Raw genomic sequence first — 23,655 nt, 5'->3', positions numbered from 1 at the left:
TCACATGTTAGCGCGTAGAGCATATGCGGAGGTTTTTTATCAGGGAGTAGACATTACAGCTCAACTGGGAAAAGACCTCCTTTCATTTAATTATACTGACAATGCTTCTGGCGAAGCAGACGATGTGACGATAACCATAAATGATGCAAATCGTAAATGGATTAATAAGTGGAATTTTGAGCAAGGAGACACCTTAATAGCTAATATCGTAACAATAAATTGGAGAAAAGATGGGGAAAAGAAACGTCTACCTTGTGGGACATTCATGGTTGACGCACCTGAATACAGTGGACGACCATCGGTTATAAATTTAAAAGGTGTATCTACTCCTGCGAATAGCAATTTTATGCATACAAAACGGAGTAAGGTATGGAAAAACATAACCATTAAAGCGTTAGGGAAAGAAATTGCAAGCCGCTATGGTTTGCAATTCTTTTTTGATAGTAAAACTAATCCTTTACTTAAAAAGAAAGAACAGTCAGATACCGCAGATGCTGCATTTTACCAACAAGCATGTGAAGATGAAAGTTTTGCTTTTAAAATTACAGATCAACAGGTTATTGTGTTTAATGAGCAAGAATATGAATCTAAAAAGACAGTTGCAACATTTATTGAAAATGCGAGTACGGTTTTAGGCTATTCTTTTAAACCAACGCTCACCGACACGGGGTATGTTGGAGTCAGTGTAAAGTATTTTGATCCTCAGAAAAAGAAGCTGATAGAATACTTATTTTCTACAAGAGAAATCGATTTAAAGAAAGATAAAATTTTCAAAGTAAATAAAAGAGTAGCTAATCTAGAAGAAGCAAAAAGACTAGCTCAAAGCACCTTAAGAAAGAAAAATAAAAAGCAAGTAACAGCAACACTGGAATTGGTAGGGGATACTCGTATATTAGCTGCATGTACGATTTTACTAAAGGGATTCGGAAGCTTTAGTGGAAAGTATTATGTGGACAAAGCATCACATAGTTTAGCTGGATATAAGACTACTTTAGAACTCCACAAAGTATTAGGAGGGTATTAATAATGAATAATATCCGTGTTGGTATTGTTGATGGGTTAAACGTCCAAAAAGGGACTATTCGTGTCACATTCCCAGATTTAGATGATACGGTGCTAGACGATATTGCACTATTGAGTTTCGAACAGAGTTTTCCGTCTGTTGGAGAAAGTGTGGTCTGCATTTTCCTTTCGAATGGAACAGAGGAGGGTTACTGCATAGGGCCATATTTCAATGACGAAAACCCACCACCTATTCCGGATGAAAATAAATACGTAAAACAGTTTAAAGATGGATTAGTCTTTGAGTACGATTTAAAGCTAAAAAAACTAACTATTAGTGCTGAAAATGATATTACTATTCACAGTGATATTGCTACAAATGGCAATCTTATTGTGAATGGTAATCTTACCGTAACTGGTGTTATTTCAGGCACTATTTTAGGCTAGGTGATCAAATGATTGGCTATTTTGGAAATGTGAAATTTGTTTCAAGCGCTAAAAAGACGCTAACATTTAGTGATATGAAATATGATTCGACCGTTCGAAATGAAAAGCATGGAGTGATTGGTCGAAAACCAATCAAAGAATATATTGGACCCGAACTAGACACAATCACATTTACTATTCATCTATCTGCTGCTAATGGAGTTAAACCACGTAAAGAATTAGAAGTTTGGCACCGTATGAAGCATCGACAGGAAGCACGAACATTAGTGATTGGCGGTAAGTTAATGGGGACTGATAAATGGACTGTAGAGAGTGTTTCGAGCTCGTGGGATATTATTTGGAACAAGGGTGAACTTTATAGCTGTAAAGTGGATATTACATTAGAGGAATATGGAGAGGATTTATAAATGCTAAATCTTAAAAATACTGAGATACTTTTAGATTCCAATTCACAATTAGATGTAGAAAAGATTCGAAATGTGAAAGTTATATTAACAACATTAGAAGGTGAAGTTCCATACGATCGTGGTTTTGGAATTAGTCTAGATGTTTTAGATTTGCCTTTGAATGAAGCCCAAGATCTGTACACCGCGGAATGTTTAACGAAAATACGAAAGTATGAACCCGATGTACGAGTTGAGGATGTAAGTTTCACTTACGAAGAATCAGAAGGGAAATTTTATCCAAAGGTGGTGTTATCTTATGAGCCTGAGTGATTTGCCGGATATTGAATTTGTTGAAACCAATCCAGAAGTAATCATTGCGGAAATTGTTAACGATTATCAAAATGCGTATTTTGAATCTACAGGCACACGCAAATTATTGCAACCTGGTGATCCGATACGTATTTTTTTATATACTCAAGCACTTCGAGAAATACAATTACGTCATGTTATCAACGAAACTGCAAAACAAAATTCCGTAAAGTATGCAAAAGGTGCAAATTTAGATCTTCTCGGGGCACGAATGAAAACACCTCGAAATAAAGCAAAGCCAGCACGAACCAGAATGCTTTTAAAGTTTTCCAAAGCATTTTCGCAGATTATATTAATTCCTCAAGGGAATCGGTTTTCACCTGGTTCTAACGTTTTCTTTGAAACAGAAACTGTCAATGAATTGCAACCAGGAGAACAAGAACTGGTGGTAAATGTTATTGCATCAGATTTAGGTGCATCTGGCAATAACTTTTTAGTAGGTCAAATAAATGTAATTGTAGATTCTATGCCTTTTTTGATCGAGGCAAGTAATTTAGATGTAACGCAAGGTGGAGAGGATATCGAGGAAGACGATCCTTATAGAATAAGGGTTTATCTAGCTCCAGAAGGGATGAGCGTTGCTGGTCCAGAATCTGCGTATGAATACTTAGTAAAAGGCTACAGTTCTTCTGTAATTGATGCACGGATTTTAAATCCTGCTGATGGAGTTGTAGATATTAGGGTTATTTTAAAAAACGGGGATTTACCAACGACAACCTTTTTGGATGGGCTCCTAAAATATTTAGGCAAGGATAAACGACCCCTTACTGATAAAGTGCAGGCTAGTGCCCCTGATGTTGTATCTTACAACGTGAACGTTACTTACTATGTATCTGGATCTGATATTTCAAAACTTGCTACTATCCAAAGTAATGTTCAGGTTGCTATTAACGAATTCATTCTTTGGCAAAAGTCAAAAACAGGGCGTGATATTAACCCTTCAGAACTGATATTTAAATTAAGACAAGCCGGAGCGAAAAGGGTTGAAGTTATCAGTCCATCTTTTCAAGTACTGAATGAAAATGAAGTAGCACATGCAGATCAGGTGTCTTATATATATGGAGGTTTAGAAGATGAATAAACTAGATGATCTTTCTATACTCTCAATTTTACCAAGTTCAATTAAGCACGACAAAGATATCATTGCTGCTGCAAAATCTTTAGATAATTCGACTTCTAGATCCTTAGTCGAAGCTAGGAAGTTAGATTTTTTCGTTAATCCTAACCTTACAGACAACAAACTATTAGATATAGTTGCAGCTGATTTACATGTAGATTTTTATGACAGTAGCTATCCAATAGAAATAAAGCAGAAATTAATCAATGAATCCATGATTATTCATATGGAAAAAGGAACAGGTAAAGCGGTTGAAGATCTAATAAATGCAGTATTCGGTGATGGAGAAGTAGAAGAGTGGTTTGAATACGGTGGAGAGCCATTTCATTTCCGGGTAATAACAAGCAACCAAAGTGTTACAAACGAAAGAGCACAGGAGTTTATTCGTGCCCTTAATTCAGTTAAAAAAAGGACAGCAATATTAGAAAGTATTACTATGCTTCAAGCAGAACAAATGAACTTGTTTTCTGGTGCATTTGTTCATGTTGGAGACAAACATATATTTAAGCAGGTGATGTAAATGAGTTCATTTGGAGGAATATTATTAACAAACAGAGGCAGAAACTTGCAAGCAAAAGCTCAAGCAGGGGCACCATTAATATACACTCGTATCGGAATAGGAGATGGCCAACTAGGTACATCACCAATTTTTGATTTAACTGATTTAAAACATCAAGTTATGAGCCTATCTATAAGCAAATTGAAAGTAATGAATTCCACAACAGCGGTAATTGGAACGATAATGAATAATAACTCAATCCAATCGGGATTTTATTTTAGGGAAATCGGGATATTTGCAACAGATCCTGATTTAGGAGAAATCCTATATTGTTATGGGAATGCTGGTGCATTAGCAGAATATATACCACCAGGCGGAGGGGCAGATATTGTCGAAAAAGCTATTGATATACAAGTCCTTACAGGCAATGCAGCTAACATTTCTGCAATAATCGACCAAAGCTTAATTTTCGAAACTCCTGCAGGTGCACAAGAAAAAGCAGATGGAGCTGAAGAGGCAGCAAAAAACTATTCTGACGAAAAGCTTACGACGCATATGGCCGAAAAGGCGACGACAACAGGCTACGGACATACCATATTAAACCCAACGATAACTAGTACTAGTAACAATGAGGCAGCTACAGCGGGTGCGGTAAAAGCGGTTGCCGATATAGCTAATACAAAAGCACCTGCCAGTCATACGCATACAATTGGTCAAGTGACTGGGTTACAGACCGAATTAGATAAAAAAATAAATGAGTCTTTACGTAATCAAGCAAACGGATTTGTGGGGCTAGATAGTAGTGGGAAACTACCAACTGGGCTTTCTATTCAAAAAGTAAAAATTGCTGATATTGATATGTCTATTAGCCCCGCAATAGAATATATTATCAATGATTTAGAAAATTATACTGATGTAGAGGTATATATAGAAAATGTTAAAACGACATATAGCGGAGTTAATCCACAAGAAATACAGGTTTTGTTAAACGATAATACTGCGACTACCGTTTTTAAAGTTGGTATGTCAAAAACTATAACAACCTTTATGTGTACACTTTTACAAAAGACAGGTGAGCGGGCTTTTCAAACATGGATTGAAGCGGGAGGGGCAACCCATAATAGTTCGTCTAATCAAGTGTCTAATCTACCCCTTTATGCGGGCGGTGCGGTGTTACTGAATAACGCTAGACAAGCAGATATTTTGAGAAAAGTTACGTTGAAAGCGGTAATAGGTGACGCTTCACATAGAATCATTAGTGGGAAAATTGTCGTGTGGGGGGTTCCTAAATAATGAATTATACCGATGAATACGGTGATTGGTTTAAAAAAGGAAATGTTTTAGTACACTTAAACCCAACGCAAAAATGGATAGACGAAAATCCTCCCGAACCCGAAGTACCGCAATCGCCATCAGAAACTGACATGTTAATGGACTATGTAATTGATGTAGATTATCGAGTAACAATGATTGAATTAGGACTATAAAAAAATAGAATGGGGAATAAAGATGAACTTAACTTACCGTGCATGTAAATCACAAATTGAGCGTCAATCGTTTGTATCAAAAGAGGATATGCAACAGAAGCTAGATATTTTTTTGGTTGGTGATCGCATTACGCAAGATCAGTACACAGAACTAGGAAACCTTTTAAACGCAGCATAAGCTAGCGTTATTTTTTATGTTTGAAGGATTTTCACTCTTATATGTCGAATTATAGAATAATATAAAGAGAGGAATGATGAATATGGAAAGTGTAAAATTAAATAATACTAAGTCATATAGAATATTAGCTGAAGAAACACCATTTGATCACGACCAATCAGAAAAAGTTTTGAATACTTTTTTTGCGGTATCTGATTATTATAAATTAAACCCTAATCCAGGGGCTTGCCATTTAATGTCTAGTGTTTTTCACGTTTTACTAAATGAGCAAGGAATCGACAATGAATTGTGTATTGGAGAAGTAAAAACAGGTGAACAATACTTTGATCATTCATGGGTTGAAATTGATGGGAAAGTTTTCGATATTGCTATACAACTTACTTTAGATGGGTCTAAAAATGCTCCTGTTTATGGTGGATATGATTTATTCACGGTAACCGCGTCCGACTTGGAATACGGTTCAAAATCAATTGCTGGATTAGATGAAGTTGCTCAACAAATTTACGTTACTCCGTTTGTTAATTATATGGATGCGTATCCAGTGTTTAAAGAAGGAGCATGGAAAATTGTAAAAGTAATAGGTAAAAATCTCCGCTTGAAATTAGAAAGAATTGAACTGAGGCAGAAGTATAAGGATACAAGACGCATTTTAAAAAGTTAGATGAATATTGGGAACATATAGTGTCGTAAAAAACAAAACTTCAACAAAGAGGAGCGTTCCAATCGGAGCGTTCTTTTTATATATCTTTTTACTCAAAAAGCGTTTATGAAACACGTGTAGGTATTTGTAATCACTAACATTCCTCAGTATTGTAATAATCAAAAATTTGTTTATCCTTAAAGAGAGTATGTATTTTAAAGGTACTTCAAAAGGGAGAGAAATTATGAAAAGTAAACTATGGAAAGAAATAATCGTAGCGGTGTTACTCGTTTCGACTATTTTATCTTTTTCACCAACTGCTTACGGAGAAACAACTTCCGTCCAACAATCAATCGATACAGTAAAAATGGAAATGAAACAAGCAGCTTTGGCTTATGTAAACCCTGCTTTAAAGGGGAATCTAGTACCTAGTTCTTCACTCGATGCAGTATTAAACAGTGTGAAGAAAAACTACGAAGCAACAAAAAAACTTATTTTAGTATCTAATTTGTCAGAACAAGAGAAGCAAGCGAAGTTGAAAGAACTAGAGGCATTGTACCAAGAAAAAATAGTAAAAGGGCTTATCCCATACATCGATGCTTATAACTACGCAACGAAATATTTAGATCCTTTACTAAAAGAAATAAAAAAAGCAGAAGCGAAAAATGATTTCTTAGCAGTTGAAAAAGCATATCACAAGCTATCTGTTCAACTAAAATCAAGAACATCCATTTTATATCGTTTCTCAGGAAAAGCAGCTCGTGATCTATTGCTAGACAAGTATAAAAAACCAGCAGATGCAAAACGAGATGAACTGATCATTCCCGTGACGATTATAATGAAAGCTACAACTGCACAACAATTACTGCTTGCAGGAAAAAAAGAAGAAGCGCAAAAAGCGATAGAAGAAATCCAAGCTTTAGCAGCTAAACTATCTAGTACACTTCCGTTCCACCTGGCATTACTAAAAGAATTGGAAAGACTTCAAGCAATCGTATTTCCAGCACCACTACCACCAGTAGTTTCGACACCACCATCAACAGGTGGTGGAGATAGTAGTGGTTCGTCCGAAACTTCAGCACAACGAGCATTACGTTTAGCGAAGGAAGATGCGATTGCCAAACTAACAAATTATAAGGAAACTGATTACTCGTCCGCAAATTGGACAACAATCTTATCTTTAAAAAAAACTGGGACAAACGCAATCAAATCAGCCAAAACAACAACAGATGTAACAATAGCATTAGATGATGCAAAAGCAGAAATAGCTAAAGTTTTGACAATAGTCCAAGAAATAGCTTTAGATAAAGCGAAGGCAGATGCGATTGCAGTGCTAGCGAGTTATAAGTCAGCTGATTATAGCCCAAAAAACTGGGAAAAAATAGAGGGAGTGAAGGGTAATGTATTAACTGCAATCAACGCGTCAAAGACAATTGCAGCTGTTAATCAAGCACTTATAAATGCACAGAAGGAAATTGATTTAGTTAATACATTAGTACAGGACCAAGATTTAGTAAAAGCAGAAGCAGCTAAAATTCAATCAACATTTGTTGCTAGAAATCCAGTTGGAACAGTTTCTCTCCCAAAAGTTGGTGCAGATTATACAATTTCGGTTAAATCAACAACCAGCGATATAAGTTATGATATGAATGGTAAAATTCAAGCTGATGGTACTTCCGAAGTAGTGTATACAGTGACACATATAGCATCAGGTAAAACTGCCGATACTGTAACGGTAACGGTAACGGTAACAGTAACCATTTTGAAAGTACCACCAGTATTGAACGCATCTGTGGAGGGGCAAGTAAATTATTTTCCTAATTATGTATTTACTTTCATAGATAATCCGGATTGGAGAAATAATATTACCTCAATTCAAGTATTATCTAGCAGAAATGAATTTGCTGAATTTACTGAAAGTAACTATGTGACTAGCGAAGGTGAATTGAGAACTAAAAACTTTAAGATTATTGGTACAGATACATGGGTATTAACGGTTAAAGCAATTGGATATGAAGATAGTTTTGTAACTATGGTATTAAAATAACAAATAATAGTTTAGCAATACCTAGGGCATCCAATCGGGTGCTCTTTTTGTTTAGGTCGCATTTGGAACAAACTGCGTCGAAACAAAAAATAAATAGCAACAAAGTAAGAACGTTCCAATTCGGAGTGTTCTTTTTTAATACAATAGTTAGAGTTTATGAAAAATAAAAATAAATATAAATATATTTAGTCACTATTAACATTCCTCAGTATTGCGATTATTAAATTTAGTTTATCCTATAAAAGAGTCTGTATATAAGTACTCAAAAAAGGAGAGAAAACATGAAAAGAAAACTCTGGAAAGAAATAATGGTGGCTATCTTATTAGTTTCATCCATTCTATCTTTTTCATCAATTGCACACGGACAAACAACTTCCGTCCAGCAATCTATTGACTATGTAAAAATAGAAATGAAAAAAGCGGCATTGGCTTATGTAGAACCTGCTTTAAAGGGGAATCTGGTACCGAGTTCTACGCTAGACCCTATATTAAACAGTGTGAAGAAAAACTACGAAGCAACAAAAAAACTCATTCTGGCATCTAATCTGTCAGAAAAAGAAAAACAAGCGAAGTTGAAAGAATTAGAAACATTGTATGAAGAAAAAATCGTAAAAGGGCTTATCCCATACATTGATGCTTACAACTACGCAACGAAGTATTTGGAGCCATTGCTAAAAGAAATAAAAGAAGCAGAAGCGAAAAATGACTTCTTGTCAGTTGAAAAAGCGTATCACAAGTTATCAGTTCAACTAAAATCAAGAACGTCTATTTTGTATCGATTCACTGGAAAAGCACCTCGTGATCTATTGCTAGAAAAGTATAAAAAGCCAGCGGATGCAAAACGTGATGAACTGATCGTTCCCGTAACTATTATGATGAAAGCTGCTAGTGCACAACAGTTACTTCTTGCAGGAAAAAAAGAAGAAGCAATCAAATCGATAGAAGATATTCCATCACTAGTAGCAAAACTATCTAGTACAAATGCATTCCACCAAGCATTAATAAAAGAGTTGGAGAGACTGCAAGCAATCGTCTTCCCACCACCTATAACTCCAGTGGTTCCGACTCCACCAGTAACACCACCGTCAACAGGCGGGGGTAGTGGAGGTTCATCCGAAACTTCAGCGCAACGAGCATTACGTTTAGCGAAGGCAGAAGCAATTAAAGAACTAACGAATTATAAAGTAGATGTAAATGCCTCTTATAGCACAGCGAATTGGGACACGATTTCAGCTTTAAAAACAAAATGGACAAGCGCAATAAATGCATCAAAGTCAATAACAGATGTTGATCAAGCATTTACAGACGCAAAAGCGGAGATTACTGACGTTAAAACATTAGTAGAAGAAGAACAACAAAATCAAGATTTAGTAAATGCGGAAGCAGCTAAAATTCCATTAACCTTTGCTGCTACAGATTTAGCTGGAACAGTTTCTCTACCAACAGTTGACGCTGATTATACTATTTCGGTTAATACAACATCTGATCTTACAAAATATGATACAAAAGGTATGATTTTAGCTGATGGGACTTCAACAGTTGTGTATACAGTAAAACATAAAGCATCTGGTAAAACTGCTGATACTGGATCGGTAACGGTAACGGTAACAGTAATCATTTTGAAAGTCTCACCAGTTATAAATGCAGTTTCAACAGTGACAATAGGTAGTACTATTGAGTTTACTTTTACGGATGATCTGAATTGGAGAAATGCTATAACTAAAATCTCACTTTTCTTCTACGATGATTGGAATAGTAATGTAATTGATCATACAAACAATTTCCATATAACCAATGGGAAAATGTATTTTGATTCGAAAAGTGACGGTCAACTCACATATCAAACTAAAGGCACATATGACTGGACAATTAAAGCAAAAGGTTATCAAGATGCTATCGTAACAGTTGTTGTGCAGTAGTATATTAATAAATAGTAACATTAAGAGCATACAGTTGTGTGCTCATTTCATTATGACGAATTCGGAACCTTAAGCGTCCTAAATAAAATCGAATATCACTACGTAAGAACGTCCAATTCGGGCGTTCTTTTTATACAGTTTTTCACTCAAAACAGAGTTTAAGAATAAGTTACTATTTTTAGCCATTATTAACATTTGTCAGTATTGCGATGATGTCATTTAATGTATACTTTAAAAGAGTATGTAAACAAATACTCAAAAAGGAGATGGAAAATGAAAAGAAAGCTTTGGAAAGAAATAATGGTGGCGGTTTTATTAGTTTCTACTATTTTGTCTTTCTCCCCAGTTGCCTACGGAGAAACAACTTCTGTTCAGCAATCAATTGATACAGTGAAAATGGAAATGAAAGAAGCAGCTATGTCTTATGTAGAACCTGCATTAAAAGGGGAACTAGCCTCGAGTTCTATACTTAATGCAGTGTTAAACAGCGTAAAGAAAAACTACCAAGAAACAAGAAAAATCATTCTTGCATCTAGTCTTTCAGAAAAAGAAAAACAGGCTAAATTGAAAGAAATAGACGCTTTGTATGAAGAGAAAATCGTAAAAGGGCTTATTCCTTATATCGATGCTTACAACTACGCAACGAAATATTTAGAGCCATTACTAAAAGAAATAAAAGAGGCGGAAGCAAAAAATGACTTCTTGGCAGTTGAAAAAGCGTATCACAAGCTATCTGTTCAACTAAAATCAAGAACGTCCATTTTGTATCGCTTCACAGGTAAAGCACCTCGTGATCTACTGCTAGAGAAGTATAAAAAGCTAGCAGATGCAAAACGTGACGAGATGATTATCCCAGTCACTATTATTATGAAGTTAACTAATGCACAACAGTTATACCAAGCAAGAAAAATAGAAGAAGCTAAAAAAGCAATAGAAGATATTCCAGTTCTAGTAGCAAAGCTATCTAGTTCAAACCCGTTCCATCAAGCATTAATAAAAGAAATGGAGAGACTTCAAGTAATTTTCTTTCCACCACTACCTCTTACTCCAGTGGTTCCGATACCACCAGTAACACCACCATCAACTGGTGGCGGTGGAGATAATAGTGGACCTTCTAAATCAAACATTTCTACTATTAAAGCAGTCACAGTAAGTGGTGTAGCTGGAACGGTAGATGTGTCGGATGCAAAGATTTATAACGTCGAACTACCAATAGGGACTGTTTTAGCAAACCTAACAGCGGCAGGTATCATTGCAACACCAACAAACGCAAAAGCAACGATAGGGACAGCAACAATGACTGATGGCGGTGCCACATGGCAAGTAGTAGTTACCGCAGAAAACGGCAGGTCTACTACAACGTATACAATAAACGTAACTGTCACTCCTCAATAAAAATAAACGAAACGTTACGCTATAAGCTGAGTAAAATTAGTGAAATGCGTGGAATGAAAAATATTCTAACTGCTACGTTCAATTAGTAGGTGCAATTCCTACTCTTGTTCAACAGTCCAAAAACAAGTGCCTAATCCTCCTGGGTCCGCGGATAGCGCTGAAAACGCTAAAGGGGCTAAGTCAGGTGAAGTCGTACCCGGTAGTGCCGGGGCGGGGTTCTTTAAAAGATTTCTATGGTTAGGAAAACGAATCCATGTAGGCAGGGTAAGCTAGTGTACAGTGCGAAATGTGAAGCTAGGAGTTCACTGTACATCCCTATAGTCGAAATACTATAGTGGCGATCGACGAATTGACTGTTAAACCGGTCGTTCTTACACCTGGATAGTGGAAGCCTAAGGAAATCAAAATGAGGGATGAATGTAGTGGAACGTTTGAAGTCTTGCAAGCCGAGGTGTTTCAGCACCGACGACACTTGTAAGATGGCAGCGGGTTCATAGTAGCGTTGATAGCTAGCCGTTTGGACTTGCATGGTAACATGCGAGAAGGAGAAAACTAGCAGGAGCGAAGGAACCTAGTCAGTGATACTGTATCGCTGATGGCACGCCGTGTGCGATGAAAGTCGCTTGCACGGTGTAGGCTCGTTATAAAACCAAGAAATAGAGAAGGTATAAGACGGGAATAGCGCACCAATTGCAAAACAAACGCCAGTACCAGATTTCTTCTGGGCCTTACCTAGAGATGGAGTTGCTAGTGCAAATACTACTGTAGCTGATTTACGCTTCGACTTTTCTTCTAGTAGTGTACCTTATACAAATGCTACAGCTGTGATAACATTGGACGGCGTTATAGCTGACAGTATAGATGATCTCTATAATAGTGAGGGGGGGGTATGGAATAGAATAACTAGTGCAAATTTAAGTAATGGTGGCAAGACTGTTACACTAAAAGGGATAAACAAGATTCCAAAATATGCAGCAGCAGTCGATATGCGAGGAAATACTGTTTCTTCAGCAGGTAATTATACAATTTCTATTGTTGTAGATGCAGATGGTGATGGTTCTTTATATGAACCTTCTAATCCAGCCACTATAACTTTAAAAGTGCAATAATAGTAAACTCTTATCATCAAGGGCATCCATTGGGTGCTCTTTTTGTGTACAAAATTTGGAGGTGCCAGATGAATGTTATAGAAGAGAATGAGTTAAGTACATTTCAACAAGCCGTGAAGTTAACAGACCACGAAAGACGTATTTCAGATTTAGAAAACGATGTTAAAACTATTAAACCGATCGTATACGAAACGTCTAATAGTGTTAAATCTATAGAAAAGTCTGTTGAAAAGATGGAGAAGAATAGTGACAAAATTAAAGGATATTTTTTAGCTGCTGCAATTACCGCATCGGTCGGCGGGGTAATAGGTATTGTATTTATCGCATTACAAATTTCTTTTTTTGGAGGATGATATTAATGAAAATCAACTGGAAAGTACGTTTCAAGCATAAACCTTTTTTAGTAGCATTGTTTGCATTGGTCTTATTGCTGGTTCAACAAGTAGCTTCTTTTTTAGGAGTAGATACTACAATCTACAACGAGCAAGTAACAGATCTATTTAATACCGTCTTAGCAATTCTTGTATTATTAGGAGTTGTTTTAGACCCAACGACATCTGGAATGTCTGATAGCAGTCAAGCTATGCGTTATCATAAACCACGTGATGAGGTGAAATAATGGTAGTAATCAAAGACATTAGAAATCAAACTGCAACCTCTCAAACAAAGCGAAGTGAAAAGCAAATTACTAAAATAGCACGTCATCATTCGGCAACAACGAGTGGTGACTATTTTTCTTTCTGGAATCATTGGAAAAGTAAAGGTTGGACAAAGGGCGGTTATCATGAAATTATATTACCTGATGGCACAGTCCAATTGTGTTACGATGCAATTTATCCAACCAACGGCATTGCCAACCACAATACAAATACCTATCATATTTGCGTAGTCGGTAATGGAGCATTTACTGCTGTACAAGAGAGAACATTCGAAGAACGTTGTTTATTAGCCATGAATCGCTTTAACTTAACTGTGGAGGACGTGCTTGGACATAATGAATTTAAGGGTGCATCCACAAGTTGCCCTGGTATTAACATGGCCATTGTACGAAAGCGATTAAAATCATTGCTGGTGCCTTCCACAGATAAAATCATGTGGGGTAAAACGGAATTAAAGCCTGGTCAAAAAGGTAAAATAACCGTTCTGCAAGACATTAACGTTTGGGAAGATTCGCCACATGCAAGCGGAGAAATCGTCCACACAAGAACATTAAAAGCTGGTGGAGAGTTCAGAGTATATAACTTCCGGGAAGAACATGGGGGGCAGTATTATTTAGGTGCTGGCGAATGGGTGACAAAAATGCCAGATCACATCCTATATGAAACACCATCAAAAGCAATGTTGGAAAAATTGAATAATAATTAATTACAAGCCCTGCTCACTTAATGTGGGTGGGGCTTTCTTTGTTTGTCCAAAAATTACTATTTTATTTTAGTTGCATATAAAACGTATATTCTTATACACTAAATGAAAAGGAGCGAACGTTTGTTTGTATGTTGTTAGAGAAATACTTTAGTCGTGGTCAGATGATTGAGTTGATGTATATTTCAAAGTCAGGTGAAAAAATTAATAAAAAGAAAGAAAGTTTGGAAGCTTGGTATTTAGTGATACCAAGCTTTTTTATAATATACTAATTCCTCTAAATATTTTTTTATCGTACGCAAAAGAAATAGGATTAAAATATTTTTTTACGGTCTCGTTCATCTTTAAGTAGCTCTACTGCTTCTCGGAAGCGGAGAGAGTGAATATTTTCTCTTTCTCTTAAAAAAGCTAAGGCATCATTAATACCTGGGTCGTCGGAAATATCTATTAACCATTGATAAGTTGCGCGTGCTTTTTCTTCTGCAGCGATATCTTCATATAAATCGGCAATTGGGTCGCCTTTAGACTGTATATATGTCGCAGTAAACGGTACGCCACCAGCGTTTTCGTAGAATAGGGAATGACCGTGATTTACAAAATGTGCTCCAAGACCTGCTTTTTCTAATTGGTCAGGTGTTGCATCCTTCGTTAATTTGTAAATCATGGTTGCAAGCATTTCTAAATGAGAAAATTCTTCTGTTGAAATATCCGTAAGTAACCCAATAACTTTATCAGGAACAGTGTAACGTTGATTCATGTACCTTAAAGCAGCTGCAAGTTCTCCGTCTGCACCACCGTATTGTTCCATAAGGTACCTAGCAAGCATTGGATTACAAGTGGTAACTTCTACGGGATACAATAGTTTTTTTTCATAAACCCACATTGCCATTCCCCTTTCTTATCGTTGCCATGGCCAAGGTGTAGAATTCCATTGCCACCCAACATCAATAGCTTGTTTTGAAGGTACAGAAGTTAATGATAATGGACCGTAATTCATCTCGTATTGTTTACGAACATTTGCCGCTACTTTAATCGCTTCTCTCCATTGTCTTCGAGCTTCTTCATCGTTAGAATGGGTATCGAGGTAAAGAGTTAATTCTACAACGACAAAATCCATTTGCTGCACTTTTTTTAACATATTCCATTCTTCTTCAGACCCTTTCATGAAATTTTCTCCTCCCGTGAAAAACCATCCACAAATTGTGGCCAAAGCGATCCTTGCTTTAGAGCCTCTTCTGGTGAATTTTGTGGAAGTCCGGGTTTTTGGAAATTAGTGAAAATTTGTGGCGGCAAAACAAAGAACTTTTCTAAAATTGGTGGGCATGGGTCACGAGGGGATACATAAGGCTTAAAACTTCCTCGAAATTGTGGACGATCCATGTGAAATCACTCCTTCAAATTAGCCTATGAAATAAGGAATCAGTTGATTCTGAAGGGACAATCTGTTTTTTGAATATTACCTATATAATTTTAAATGCATCATGTAAAAACTTTAATAAATGGAAAATGCTCCATCTTAGCGGCTTTGTTTAATAGGTAAAAGTATGCGGCTAGATGAAATTTTAGATGTATTGATACAAGAATGAAAAGGTGTATGAAAAGTGTGGAAACAAGTGAATTAATAGAAAAACTCTTGACAGAAAATACGAAAGAAGAATTATTAGCTGCGGTAAAAATTTTAGAAAGAATGTCTTATGAAGAAATTCAAGGTATGTCAAAAATCGCAAAGGAAATAGATGAAACCACCAACCATTAATTTGGAAGGTGGTTTTTTATTTGAAATATTCTGGGGTATCTAAGAGTGTTTCTGTATATTCAACAAGCGTATAAAAAGTTTCATGTTCAATAAATTTTGAGTTGGTTTAATCTATTTTAGTTGAAATCATTTTACACATTTTTTACACAAGCCTATTCAGAAAGTTTGTTAAATCAGTGTTTACGAGCTTATTTAGAACCCGACCACCGGTATAGTTTTTCCTTTTATTTATAATAAAAAAGAACTATCATGATACCATTTTTGATACGGATAATCATTATAAAATAGAGAAGACACAATTTTTTTTGCTTGCATCTATGCGTGATAATTGCATCCGTTTACGGTTTTATGTATAACATTCGTGAAATGATATTAGAAAAGGATGGATTTACCTGATTTTTAATGTCGTACTCAATTATTTTGATTAATTTTAGTTACCACGAAAACACATCAAATGTTACCACGAATCTACCACGAAACAGTTTTATTCAGTTGTTTTTGATTGCATAAAGAACAATGAAAAACCTTTTAAATCAAGGTTTGCTATACCTTATTTCACCTAATTATATACAGGTATATTTTCCGCACAACTGTTCACCCATGGGAAAGAGAGCAATATTTGAAGATGTACTAAGTCTGTAACTACTGGGGTAATAGGGGTTTACGGTGGGGCGTGTCTTTAATTTAACTGAGCGTAATCATATACGCCCCCAAAACGCCCCCAAAAAATTATTTGAAAACATCGTTCAGTCGTGAGTTGACTTGTTCGGTGTTTTTCTTTTTTAATTTTTGGGATAAATGAGCGTAAACATCATTTGTTATTTGTTGGCTACCATGTCCCAATTGATGTTGTATATATTTCATATCCGCATTAGCTTCCATAAGTATCACTACATAACAGAATGGGAATATGGGGAAGATGAATATGGCACGTATAAAAAACGAATAAATGAATTTGGTTTACCCGAAGAATGTACCCTTTCACGAACACAAAAATGGTATGACGAAAACCCCCCCGAACCTGAAGTATTACCAGAACCATCGGAACCTGAAATGATGATGGACTATCTTGTAGATGTCGATTATCGAGTAACAATGATTGAATTAGGACTATAAAAAATAGAATGCAAAATGAACTTAACTTATCGTGCATGTAAATCACAAATCGAGCGTCAATCGTTTGTATCAAAAGAGGATATGCAACAGAAGCTAGATATTTTCTTAGTAGGAGATCGCATTACACAACCACAATATGAAGAGTTAACAACACAATTAAACGCAGCATAAGCTAGCGTTATTTTATTCAAACTACTCACAGATAGGTAAAATATGTTAAAATAAGGATTGAATTACTCGATTAAACAGTCCAACACAATAGGTGAAGCTCTTTCTACCTAAAGGTTTTTTGACTTTACAGAAAAATAGGGTTGCTATAAATATTTAGAATTGAAAAGAAAGTTTCAAATTTTTGTAAACAACAAATTATTACATATGTTGACATTTGTTCAATATACACTTATAGTTTTACTTGTATTTACTTATAAGGGGGATGTTGGAATTAAATTTAATAAAATTTCTTTGTTTATAATGTTTTTATCAGTTGTGCTATTTTTAAGTGTAGCTTTACCACCTATTGCAAGTGCAAATGTTTTAGAAAAGAGTGTGTCCTCCCAGAATGTTTTAGAAATTGAGAGATTGTTAGAAGAGATTGAAGCGGAAAGAATTCAAATGGGACAAGTTTCTGAAGAAAAAGTGAAAATACTTGAAGAAAAATTAATTTCTATAAAAAAAAGAAACCGATAATCAAGTAATAATAACACCTCTTGCAGGTCAAACAATTGATTTGGGAGCAGGTTGGTCTATGAGAGTCGATGTTCCTAAGGCCTCAGATGATGCTCAATACCATGTTCATGTTACAAATAAAAAGTTAGGCATTGATGCAGCCGAAGGAGTTAATGGAGAACCATCTCACAAAAAGACGTTGGCTGGAAGTGGTGTTCCCAAAAAAATAATAGATAAAGTTAAGGAACATAAAGATTTTAAGAATGCTGAAAAGAAACAGAAAAAATTAGATGATGCAGCTGCAGAAATTAAAGCTAAAAAATTGGATTTGAATAAAACTGAAGATATAATTATAGCTATCGCTGTTGTTGTAGCAGCTACAGCAACATTCTTTTTCCCAGGAGACGATGTTTTAGCTTGGGGTGCGCTACTTAGAGCGGTAACTAAATAAAGGTGGTTACTGAAATGAATATGCCTGAAGTGTTTCTTGTGAAAGAATTAGTTTTGAAAAATGTGGAAATTTTACATTTCTTAAAACCAGGTCGTATTATTGCTTATGTCATAATTGAAGATTGCAGAAGACATTCTTCTTTAACGGATTATCCTCATATAGCTCACCTGTATGATGAAGGAGAATGGGAATCTCGAAAGAATTTTTTTCATGCACAGATTGTAGTAAAAGAAGATATTTTTTCGAAGGAAGAAAAGGATGTCCTTTCTGAAATGGTGATGATTTATATGGAGTCAAGGCCAAGCGTAGATACAAATGTAACATTTACTATCTATCCCAAAGCATTTAGTGAGTTAACTAGTTTTGATGACAAGCCATCAATCTTTTTTGAAGAATTATTAAAGTTAACTGAGGAAAAACACAATGTTTCGAATGTTACTAATGATTCCTTAAACTATTTAACGCAAATTTGAATTTGATGTACTCATAACAGTAAGTTAAAATTGGTAATAATTCTAAAGAAAATGAATGAGCGAGATGAACATTTTTGAAAAGTTTCTTCCACTATAGAAAAGCCTTCCTAAAAAAATAGGGCTATGACATTTTTGCGGAATTATGGAATAGGATATAACTATGAATAACATAACGGTAAAAAGTTTAAAAGATAAAAGTATCACAGTTTTACGTTATGAAAATGGTGTGTACACTTGTCCTAAAGGTCATGTTGTCTACGAAATTAAGAATAATAGATTCGTATGCCAAATTTGCAATGAGGCATTTTCAGTAAATAGAAGATCAAGAAAAATTTAATGTGAGACACAAAAGAGCATCCATTCGGGTGCTCTTTTTATGTCAAAAATAAGGAGTGATTGAATTTGGAAAAATGGATTTTTAGAATACATAAACATTAGGAACCTAATGCGTCATGGCGGGCAGTACTATTTAGGTGCTGGCGAATGGGTTACTAAAATGCGGACTCACATTAAATACGAAACACCTTCCAAAGCAATGTTGGACAAATTGAATAGTAAGTAACCATAAGCTCTGCTCATTAATTTGAGTGGGGCTTTTTTTATTTGCCTTTTCATGTACAATAATATCAATTGGTATAATTTTCTTATTAGAAAGGAAGGAGAGAACTAATTTATGTTATTTATGCTTTTGCTTGTCATACCATTATTAGGCGTTTTATGGTATTTAAATTTCACTACTTTTTTGAAGAACCTAAAGAATGGAAAAAGCACTCATAACCAAAATGTTTTAGGGGCATTCTTGACATTTATTTTTATTTTTGCTCTTATGTACTGCTATGCTGGAACACACTAAATAAAAAAGATTGTGAACCATTACACTTAAACTAACGGGGCAGTTTAGCTCAATTAGGAAAATACAATTTTGATAACCTCAAGTGGAAAAATCACTTAAAAAGGAACCTCAATTCGTTTTAAACGTACTTAATTACAGCAGCATTTAGTTTAGGAAGAAATAGAATGGATTTACCTTCTAACAAAAGACTAAAGCGACTAAAATGAAACATATGTCCATTAAATTATGAGGAGATAAAAATGGGAGAATTAGATATTGCCTTAATAGTAAAAATGATAATAATTGGGCTAGTTCAAGGTTTTACCGAACCAATTCCTGTGTCATCTAGTGGACACGTAATGATTGCAAGTGAAATCTTGGGGTTAGGTGAACAAGGATTTACATTTGCTATATTAACAAATACAGCTTCACTATTTGCGATACTTTATATTTATAGAAAAGATATCGTAAGGCTTGCAGTAAATTCAATTCTTTATTTGAAAACGAAAAATCTGCGTTATAAGAGTGACTTCCGATTTGTTTTCTTTATCGTCATTGGTACTATTCCAGCAGGTGTTCTTGGGATATTATTAAGTGATTTTATAGCAGAAAGTGTTAGTATGACAACGATTGCGGTGATGCTCTTCGTAACAGGGATTGCCTTGTGGTTAATTCGCAATCTAAGAGGTAATAAAGGCGAGGCTGATATTACAATTAAGGATGCTTTCATTGTAGGATTAGGGCAGGCTGTCGCATTAACACCTGGGATTAGTCGTTCGGGTGCAACAATTATTTCAGCAGTAGCTGTTGGAATGAAGCAAGATACGGCACTTCGATTTTCATTTATGTTGTATATTCCCGTGAGCCTCGGAGGGGTTATACTAGGTCTTTCTGATTTTCTAAATGAACCCAATAAAGTAGACTTAGCAATTCCGTATTTAGCTGCGTTTATTGCTACACTTTTAATGACCTATTTTGCAATGAAGTGGTTTATGGGAATTATGAAAAATGGGAAGCTGGTTTATTTTACATATTATTGTTTCATCGTAGGTGCACTACTTCTAATGTTCTTCTAACGGATATTTCTTATTGAACTAACGGGTGCTTAGTTCAATAAGCATACAATAAAAAGGACCTTATCCTGGTCCTTTTAAGTTTGCCTTTTTATTCATTGAGTAAGGCTTTTTTATTGAAAAAATAAATAGATATAAAGCGACCAGACTCAAATAGAGAAGGTCTCTTTAATTTATAGAAACTATTTGGGGTAACCTCAATTTTTCTCCACTCGTCAACCCTCTAGCTTTTACTTTACACGAAAACGGTACTTGTTTGGAATGCAATTCCGCTCGTATTTCCTTAGTAAATCCAATTGAAATGCTACCAAGATAATCTCCATCGATACTTTGAAGTTGCACTGTTAGTGGTCTTGTAGAAACTTTAGACACTATGCAATCGTGATAGCTCCAATTTATTATCTTTCTCCAATTGTCAGAACGAGTTCCTGGTACGTAGGAGCTGCCTAATCGTTTAGCGATGATGCCTTCCATGTTATTTTCTTTTATAACATTAAATAAAGTAAGTCCTTCAGTGTGTACGTAAGGAACTAAATTTATGTGTTCTGAATCAATCTTTGACACCACTTCAGTAAGCAGGCCTTTTCTTTCCTCAATAGGATATCTTGCAATGGATTCGCTTTTATATGAAATAATATCAAAAGCCCTATAGGAGATAGGTTGCTCTTTGTTTCCACTAAATCGTGCCATTGCTCCAGTGAAATTATCAGGTGCATTAGTTCCTGGGGCGATTAATTCCCCATCTAACAATACGTCGTATTTAGAAAAATGCAGTTCAGGGAAATTGCTTGTTGTAATTGTTCCATGTCTTGTATAAGAAAAGTTGTTACCAACTAGAAGTCTTATCCCATCAAACTTCGGTTCATAAATTCATCCTTTTTCAGATTTTACTTCATCTTGAGAACCTAAAAGCATTGGTTTTACTATTTTCATGCTCGCTTCTTTTGATCCTTTATTGATGCAATACTTCTCTCCATAGCTTCAATTAGATGAATGGGATATGAATAATATAGAAGAAACTATAGAAAACGCCATGAAAAGAAATGTAGAAGTAAATATTAAGACTTGGAATGATGGTGAGTTTTCTTGTCGATTGGGTAAGATAACTTGGATTGATCTTAAAAGAAGAACAATCGAATTAGAAGATGTATTAAAATCGTTTGCACTCCTGCTTGATGAAATAGTAGATGTGACGATATTAGAATAGGAAGTGATTATTGTGGATGACAAAACAAACGAATTTATGGAAAGCTTATTAAAAGCACACCCGAAAGAGGAAATAGTAGCAGCTTTAAATATTCTAGCTGGATTGTCAAAAGAGGAATTACAAGGAGACGCAAAAATTGCACAGGAAATGGAAGAAAGCTCATCCACAATATAAAACTGTGGAGGGCTTATTTTTTATTGATCCATGATTAACTCATTTACTATTTTGGGATTTAGTGGGAGAAGTTTTTGAGCTCATCTCGAATATTATTGAAAAGGGGTGAGTTGATGGAGAAGAAATACTCTGTAATTATTGAGTTTCACAAAGGACCAGCAAGGATGATTCCATCAAATAGCGAAGCAAAGAAAGTAAATGAAGGTATTTTAAAAATTGATAACAAGTTTTATAATTTGATTAATGTTAAAAGTTTCACCACGATTAAGAATATTGAAATAATCTAACTAGAAAACCACCAACCATTGATTTGGAAGGTGGTTTTGTATTCACTTTATATGGATAGTATTGATAAATATTTTCGCCCCCAATCACGCCCCCTGTTCGCCCCCATTTTAAAGATTTGCAATATAACTCTGTGGTAGAATGTTTTCAAGAAACACTCATTTATCGGTATTTCTGTAAGTCAAAGTAAGCCAATTATTTAATAGCACATCATTAGAACAATATTTGAAAATGTATTAATAGTAAAGCGTTGGGGCTCTAAACTTCCAACGCTTTTTTATTTTGCTCTAAAAGTAGTTCGTGGTAGCGATTTTAAATCCTACCACATTTCTACCACGAAAATTATTCGATTTCTCGATTAGTCTAGCTCCATATTCTTTGCTTCTCCAAACAGCTTTTCTTGTTGCTTTGCACATAGAACCATAAGGGTTCGTAGTTATGAAATTAAAACATAAAAAATAACACTTTCGTCATATCTGAATATTTAAATAAATAATTGACAGAGGAGTATAACATAGATAAACTATGAATAAATAATATGAAGTTTATGCTTCGAAAATATTATTTAAGTTGTTTTCGCTTCTGGAAAAGTTTAAGAGAATTAGTGTAGAAAAAGAGTACATCAAACTAAAAGAATTCTAGCAAAACAGCAAAAAATACGGGGAGTTGTTTTGAGATGAGGGTAATTGACACGCACTGTGATGCATTATTAAAACTACAAATGAACAAAAGCGGAAGGCGTAACAATGCAGAACTATTGAATTATAAGGACTCAATTCAAATTGAGACAAATCTTATAAACTTACAAAAAGGGAATGTAATGGCACAGTTTTTCGCTATATTTATTTATCCAGAAGTGCCTTCGGATCAAAAATGGCAACATGCATTGGAGCAAATCGATGTGTTTCACACAGAAGTTCTTGCAAAAAATCCTGAAATGAAGCATATCAAAAAATGGGGAGACTTTGCTAATTTAAAAGATGGTGAAATTGGTGCTGTTCTGACACTAGAAGGAGCAGATGCGTTTGGTAATGACCTGATGAAACTGCGGCATCTATATCGTGAAGGGGTTCTTTCCATTGGGTTAACATGGAACAATCCTAACCTTTGTGCAGATGGAGCGGAAGAACCTCGAGGGGGCGGATTGACGTTATTCGGAAAAGAAGTTGTGAAACTTAACAACGAGAATCGTGTCTTGACTGATGTCTCCCATCTTTCAGAAAAAGGATTTTGGGATGTGATGGAGCTGGCCGAATATCCATTTGCGAGCCATTCGAACGTAAGAGCGCTTTGCGACCATCCGCGAAATCTTTATGATACGCAGATAAAGAGCATGTTTGAAAACAATGGACTTATTCACGTCGTATATTATCCTCCATTTATAAATGGGAAAGAAGCTGCGACAATTTCGGATGTTATAAGTCATATTGACCATTTATGTTCGTTGGGTGGAGTAAAACAGATAGGATTTGGATCTGATTTTGACGGGATTAATTTTTATACTGAGAACCTGGAAGACTCTTCTAAGTATCAAAACTTAATCAATGAGCTTCTAAAAAGGTATTCAGAAGATGAAGTGAGAGGCTTTGCCCATCAAAACTTTTTAGGGTCAAAGGTTTTTAAATAATCACTCAAAGATAAAAGGAAACACGAAAACTCGTAAAA

At 35.4% G+C, this 23,655-nt stretch carries 31 protein-coding genes and 1 pseudogene; 28 read left to right on the top strand and 4 right to left on the bottom strand.

What is annotated here, in order from left to right; all coding sequences use genetic code 11:
• The first annotated feature begins 4 nt into the window (after nt 1-4).
• From RUH95_RS01905 to RUH95_RS01825, 17 genes are all read left to right on the top strand, one after another.
• On the top strand, nt 5-1,024 hold the full coding sequence (locus RUH95_RS01905; protein WP_313891118.1) for a phage late control D family protein: 1,020 nt from the start codon (nt 5-7) through the stop codon (nt 1,022-1,024).
• Between the two features lie 2 nt (nt 1,025-1,026).
• Nucleotides 1,027-1,449: a hypothetical protein gene (locus tag RUH95_RS01900; protein ID WP_313891117.1), complete on the top strand. Its 423-nt coding sequence runs from the start codon at nt 1,027-1,029 to the stop codon at nt 1,447-1,449.
• Between the two features lie 8 nt (nt 1,450-1,457).
• Complete coding sequence (locus RUH95_RS01895) at nt 1,458-1,856, top strand: phage tail protein (RefSeq protein WP_313891116.1); 399 nt, start codon at nt 1,458-1,460, stop codon at nt 1,854-1,856.
• Entirely contained in the window at nt 1,857-2,165 is a 309-nt protein-coding gene (locus RUH95_RS01890) for a GPW/gp25 family protein (protein ID WP_313891115.1), read from the top strand.
• Complete coding sequence (locus tag RUH95_RS01885) at nt 2,152-3,285, top strand: baseplate assembly protein (RefSeq protein WP_313891114.1); 1,134 nt, start codon at nt 2,152-2,154, stop codon at nt 3,283-3,285. The genes RUH95_RS01890 and RUH95_RS01885 overlap by 14 nt, the downstream gene beginning before the upstream one ends.
• Entirely contained in the window at nt 3,278-3,841 is a 564-nt protein-coding gene (locus RUH95_RS01880) for a phage tail protein I (RefSeq protein WP_313891113.1), read from the top strand. The genes RUH95_RS01885 and RUH95_RS01880 overlap by 8 nt, the downstream gene beginning before the upstream one ends.
• On the top strand, nt 3,842-5,113 hold the full coding sequence (locus RUH95_RS01875; RefSeq protein WP_313891112.1) for a phage tail-collar fiber domain-containing protein: 1,272 nt from the start codon (nt 3,842-3,844) through the stop codon (nt 5,111-5,113).
• The gene (locus RUH95_RS01870; protein ID WP_313891111.1) at nt 5,113-5,307 is read left to right on the top strand and encodes a hypothetical protein; all 195 of its coding nucleotides are present in this window, start codon (nt 5,113-5,115) and stop codon (nt 5,305-5,307) included. Before RUH95_RS01875 ends, RUH95_RS01870 begins: the two co-directional genes overlap by 1 nt.
• A 22-nt stretch (nt 5,308-5,329) precedes the next feature.
• Nucleotides 5,330-5,485, top strand: coding sequence for a hypothetical protein (locus RUH95_RS01865; RefSeq protein ID WP_313891110.1), 156 nt, complete (start codon nt 5,330-5,332; stop codon nt 5,483-5,485).
• Between the two features lie 82 nt (nt 5,486-5,567).
• Entirely contained in the window at nt 5,568-6,146 is a 579-nt protein-coding gene (locus tag RUH95_RS01860) for a lasso peptide biosynthesis protein (RefSeq protein ID WP_313891109.1), read from the top strand.
• A gap of 223 nt (nt 6,147-6,369) precedes the next feature.
• Entirely contained in the window at nt 6,370-8,172 is a 1,803-nt protein-coding gene (locus tag RUH95_RS01855; protein ID WP_313891108.1) for a hemoblobin-interacting domain-containing protein, read from the top strand.
• A 281-nt stretch (nt 8,173-8,453) separates the two neighbouring features.
• Nucleotides 8,454-10,091, top strand: a complete 1,638-nt coding sequence (locus tag RUH95_RS01850; protein WP_313891107.1) for a hemoblobin-interacting domain-containing protein — start codon at nt 8,454-8,456, stop codon at nt 10,089-10,091.
• 273 nt (nt 10,092-10,364) lie between these two features.
• The gene (locus RUH95_RS01845) at nt 10,365-11,486 is read left to right on the top strand and encodes a hypothetical protein (protein ID WP_313891106.1); all 1,122 of its coding nucleotides are present in this window, start codon (nt 10,365-10,367) and stop codon (nt 11,484-11,486) included.
• 833 nt (nt 11,487-12,319) lie between these two features.
• Complete coding sequence (locus tag RUH95_RS01840) at nt 12,320-12,595, top strand: hypothetical protein (protein ID WP_313891105.1); 276 nt, start codon at nt 12,320-12,322, stop codon at nt 12,593-12,595.
• A 68-nt stretch (nt 12,596-12,663) separates the two neighbouring features.
• A complete protein-coding gene (locus tag RUH95_RS01835; protein WP_313891104.1) occupies nt 12,664-12,948 on the top strand; it encodes a hypothetical protein in 285 nt (94 codons plus the stop codon).
• Between the two features lie 5 nt (nt 12,949-12,953).
• The gene (locus RUH95_RS01830) at nt 12,954-13,214 is read left to right on the top strand and encodes a phage holin (RefSeq protein ID WP_313891103.1); all 261 of its coding nucleotides are present in this window, start codon (nt 12,954-12,956) and stop codon (nt 13,212-13,214) included.
• Nucleotides 13,214-13,960, top strand: coding sequence for a peptidoglycan recognition protein family protein (locus RUH95_RS01825; RefSeq protein ID WP_313891102.1), 747 nt, complete (start codon nt 13,214-13,216; stop codon nt 13,958-13,960). Before RUH95_RS01830 ends, RUH95_RS01825 begins: the two co-directional genes overlap by 1 nt.
• A 310-nt stretch (nt 13,961-14,270) precedes the next feature.
• On the opposite strand, the gene RUH95_RS01820 is transcribed toward RUH95_RS01825, so the two are convergent.
• From RUH95_RS01820 to RUH95_RS01810, 3 genes are read right to left on the bottom strand one after another with little or no spacing between them, the layout of a single operon-like run.
• Nucleotides 14,271-14,840 carry a manganese catalase family protein gene (locus RUH95_RS01820; protein WP_313891101.1) on the bottom strand — a complete coding sequence of 190 codons (570 nt, stop codon included), beginning with the start codon at nt 14,838-14,840 and terminating at the stop codon, nt 14,271-14,273.
• Nucleotides 14,841-14,855: 15 nt separating this feature from the next.
• Nucleotides 14,856-15,122, bottom strand: coding sequence for a spore coat protein CotJB (locus RUH95_RS01815; protein WP_313891100.1), 267 nt, complete (start codon nt 15,120-15,122; stop codon nt 14,856-14,858).
• Entirely contained in the window at nt 15,119-15,337 is a 219-nt protein-coding gene (locus tag RUH95_RS01810; protein ID WP_313891099.1) for a spore coat associated protein CotJA, read from the bottom strand. The genes RUH95_RS01815 and RUH95_RS01810 overlap by 4 nt, the downstream gene beginning before the upstream one ends.
• Nucleotides 15,338-15,560: 223 nt before the next feature.
• On the opposite strand from RUH95_RS01810, the gene RUH95_RS01805 reads away from it, so the two are divergent.
• The 7 genes from RUH95_RS01805 to RUH95_RS01775 all read left to right on the top strand — a co-directional run bounded on the left by RUH95_RS01805 (nt 15,561) and on the right by RUH95_RS01775 (nt 20,327).
• Nucleotides 15,561-15,713, top strand: coding sequence for a hypothetical protein (locus RUH95_RS01805; protein WP_313891098.1), 153 nt, complete (start codon nt 15,561-15,563; stop codon nt 15,711-15,713).
• Between the two features lie 834 nt (nt 15,714-16,547).
• Complete coding sequence (locus RUH95_RS01800; protein WP_313891097.1) at nt 16,548-16,829, top strand: hypothetical protein; 282 nt, start codon at nt 16,548-16,550, stop codon at nt 16,827-16,829.
• 15 nt (nt 16,830-16,844) lie between these two features.
• The gene (locus RUH95_RS01795; protein ID WP_313891096.1) at nt 16,845-17,000 is read left to right on the top strand and encodes a hypothetical protein; all 156 of its coding nucleotides are present in this window, start codon (nt 16,845-16,847) and stop codon (nt 16,998-17,000) included.
• A gap of 159 nt (nt 17,001-17,159) precedes the next feature.
• Complete coding sequence (locus RUH95_RS01790) at nt 17,160-17,516, top strand: hypothetical protein (RefSeq protein ID WP_313891095.1); 357 nt, start codon at nt 17,160-17,162, stop codon at nt 17,514-17,516.
• A gap of 58 nt (nt 17,517-17,574) precedes the next feature.
• The gene (locus RUH95_RS01785; RefSeq protein WP_313891094.1) at nt 17,575-17,946 is read left to right on the top strand and encodes a hypothetical protein; all 372 of its coding nucleotides are present in this window, start codon (nt 17,575-17,577) and stop codon (nt 17,944-17,946) included.
• A 14-nt stretch (nt 17,947-17,960) separates the two neighbouring features.
• Nucleotides 17,961-18,419 carry a hypothetical protein gene (locus RUH95_RS01780; RefSeq protein WP_313891093.1) on the top strand — a complete coding sequence of 153 codons (459 nt, stop codon included), beginning with the start codon at nt 17,961-17,963 and terminating at the stop codon, nt 18,417-18,419.
• 1,092 nt (nt 18,420-19,511) lie between these two features.
• Nucleotides 19,512-20,327, top strand: coding sequence for an undecaprenyl-diphosphate phosphatase (locus RUH95_RS01775; protein WP_313891092.1), 816 nt, complete (start codon nt 19,512-19,514; stop codon nt 20,325-20,327).
• Nucleotides 20,328-20,492: 165 nt separating this feature from the next.
• On the opposite strand, the gene RUH95_RS01770 is transcribed toward RUH95_RS01775, so the two are convergent.
• Nucleotides 20,493-21,194 carry an ATP-dependent DNA ligase gene (locus RUH95_RS01770; RefSeq protein WP_313891512.1) on the bottom strand — a complete coding sequence of 234 codons (702 nt, stop codon included), beginning with the start codon at nt 21,192-21,194 and terminating at the stop codon, nt 20,493-20,495.
• A gap of 124 nt (nt 21,195-21,318) precedes the next feature.
• Here RUH95_RS01770 and RUH95_RS01765 point away from each other — a divergent pair.
• The 4 genes and pseudogenes from RUH95_RS01765 to RUH95_RS01750 all read left to right on the top strand — a co-directional run.
• Nucleotides 21,319-21,531, top strand: a pseudogene (locus RUH95_RS01765) (YolD-like family protein); the annotation flags it as partial.
• A gap of 12 nt (nt 21,532-21,543) precedes the next feature.
• Nucleotides 21,544-21,705, top strand: a complete 162-nt coding sequence (locus RUH95_RS01760) for a hypothetical protein (protein ID WP_313891091.1) — start codon at nt 21,544-21,546, stop codon at nt 21,703-21,705.
• Nucleotides 21,706-21,818: 113 nt separating this feature from the next.
• Complete coding sequence (locus RUH95_RS01755) at nt 21,819-21,992, top strand: hypothetical protein (RefSeq protein ID WP_313891090.1); 174 nt, start codon at nt 21,819-21,821, stop codon at nt 21,990-21,992.
• 674 nt (nt 21,993-22,666) lie between these two features.
• Nucleotides 22,667-23,617: a dipeptidase gene (locus RUH95_RS01750; RefSeq protein WP_313891089.1), complete on the top strand. Its 951-nt coding sequence runs from the start codon at nt 22,667-22,669 to the stop codon at nt 23,615-23,617.
• The last annotated feature ends 38 nt before the right edge of the window (nt 23,618-23,655 follow it).

The sequence above is a fragment of the Psychrobacillus sp. genome, assembly GCF_032154225.1.
GTDB lineage: Bacteria > Bacillota > Bacilli > Bacillales_A > Planococcaceae > Psychrobacillus.
This window is presented reverse-complemented; position numbering and strand designations above follow the sequence as displayed.

Bases quoted from the DNA above. Each gene is read 5' to 3' on its own strand.
- RUH95_RS01835 (WP_313891104.1), top strand. From the start codon at position 12,664: ATGAATGTTATAGAAGAGAATGAGTTAAGTACATTTCAACAAGCCGTG.
- RUH95_RS01875 (WP_313891112.1), top strand. From the start codon at position 3,842: ATGAGTTCATTTGGAGGAATATTATTAACAAACAGAGGCAGAAACTTG.
- RUH95_RS01880 (WP_313891113.1), top strand. From the start codon at position 3,278: ATGAATAAACTAGATGATCTTTCTATACTCTCAATTTTACCAAGTTCA.
- RUH95_RS01905 (WP_313891118.1), top strand. From the start codon at position 5: ATGTTAGCGCGTAGAGCATATGCGGAGGTTTTTTATCAGGGAGTAGAC.
- RUH95_RS01855 (WP_313891108.1), top strand. From the start codon at position 6,370: ATGAAAAGTAAACTATGGAAAGAAATAATCGTAGCGGTGTTACTCGTT.
- RUH95_RS01895 (WP_313891116.1), top strand. From the start codon at position 1,458: ATGATTGGCTATTTTGGAAATGTGAAATTTGTTTCAAGCGCTAAAAAG.
- RUH95_RS01800 (WP_313891097.1), top strand. From the start codon at position 16,548: ATGTCCCAATTGATGTTGTATATATTTCATATCCGCATTAGCTTCCAT.
- RUH95_RS01830 (WP_313891103.1), top strand. From the start codon at position 12,954: ATGAAAATCAACTGGAAAGTACGTTTCAAGCATAAACCTTTTTTAGTA.
- RUH95_RS01810 (WP_313891099.1), bottom strand. From the start codon at position 15,337: ATGGATCGTCCACAATTTCGAGGAAGTTTTAAGCCTTATGTATCCCCT.
- RUH95_RS01890 (WP_313891115.1), top strand. From the start codon at position 1,857: ATGCTAAATCTTAAAAATACTGAGATACTTTTAGATTCCAATTCACAA.
- RUH95_RS01865 (WP_313891110.1), top strand. From the start codon at position 5,330: ATGAACTTAACTTACCGTGCATGTAAATCACAAATTGAGCGTCAATCG.
- RUH95_RS01775 (WP_313891092.1), top strand. From the start codon at position 19,512: ATGGGAGAATTAGATATTGCCTTAATAGTAAAAATGATAATAATTGGG.
- RUH95_RS01780 (WP_313891093.1), top strand. From the start codon at position 17,961: ATGAATATGCCTGAAGTGTTTCTTGTGAAAGAATTAGTTTTGAAAAAT.
- RUH95_RS01885 (WP_313891114.1), top strand. From the start codon at position 2,152: ATGAGCCTGAGTGATTTGCCGGATATTGAATTTGTTGAAACCAATCCA.
- RUH95_RS01870 (WP_313891111.1), top strand. From the start codon at position 5,113: ATGAATTATACCGATGAATACGGTGATTGGTTTAAAAAAGGAAATGTT.
- RUH95_RS01815 (WP_313891100.1), bottom strand. From the start codon at position 15,122: ATGAAAGGGTCTGAAGAAGAATGGAATATGTTAAAAAAAGTGCAGCAA.
- RUH95_RS01860 (WP_313891109.1), top strand. From the start codon at position 5,568: ATGGAAAGTGTAAAATTAAATAATACTAAGTCATATAGAATATTAGCT.
- RUH95_RS01755 (WP_313891090.1), top strand. From the start codon at position 21,819: ATGGAGAAGAAATACTCTGTAATTATTGAGTTTCACAAAGGACCAGCA.
- RUH95_RS01850 (WP_313891107.1), top strand. From the start codon at position 8,454: ATGAAAAGAAAACTCTGGAAAGAAATAATGGTGGCTATCTTATTAGTT.
- RUH95_RS01900 (WP_313891117.1), top strand. From the start codon at position 1,027: ATGAATAATATCCGTGTTGGTATTGTTGATGGGTTAAACGTCCAAAAA.
- RUH95_RS01820 (WP_313891101.1), bottom strand. From the start codon at position 14,840: ATGTGGGTTTATGAAAAAAAACTATTGTATCCCGTAGAAGTTACCACT.
- RUH95_RS01795 (WP_313891096.1), top strand. From the start codon at position 16,845: ATGAACTTAACTTATCGTGCATGTAAATCACAAATCGAGCGTCAATCG.
- RUH95_RS01750 (WP_313891089.1), top strand. From the start codon at position 22,667: ATGAGGGTAATTGACACGCACTGTGATGCATTATTAAAACTACAAATG.
- RUH95_RS01825 (WP_313891102.1), top strand. From the start codon at position 13,214: ATGGTAGTAATCAAAGACATTAGAAATCAAACTGCAACCTCTCAAACA.
- RUH95_RS01785 (WP_313891094.1), top strand. From the start codon at position 17,575: ATGAGAGTCGATGTTCCTAAGGCCTCAGATGATGCTCAATACCATGTT.
- RUH95_RS01845 (WP_313891106.1), top strand. From the start codon at position 10,365: ATGAAAAGAAAGCTTTGGAAAGAAATAATGGTGGCGGTTTTATTAGTT.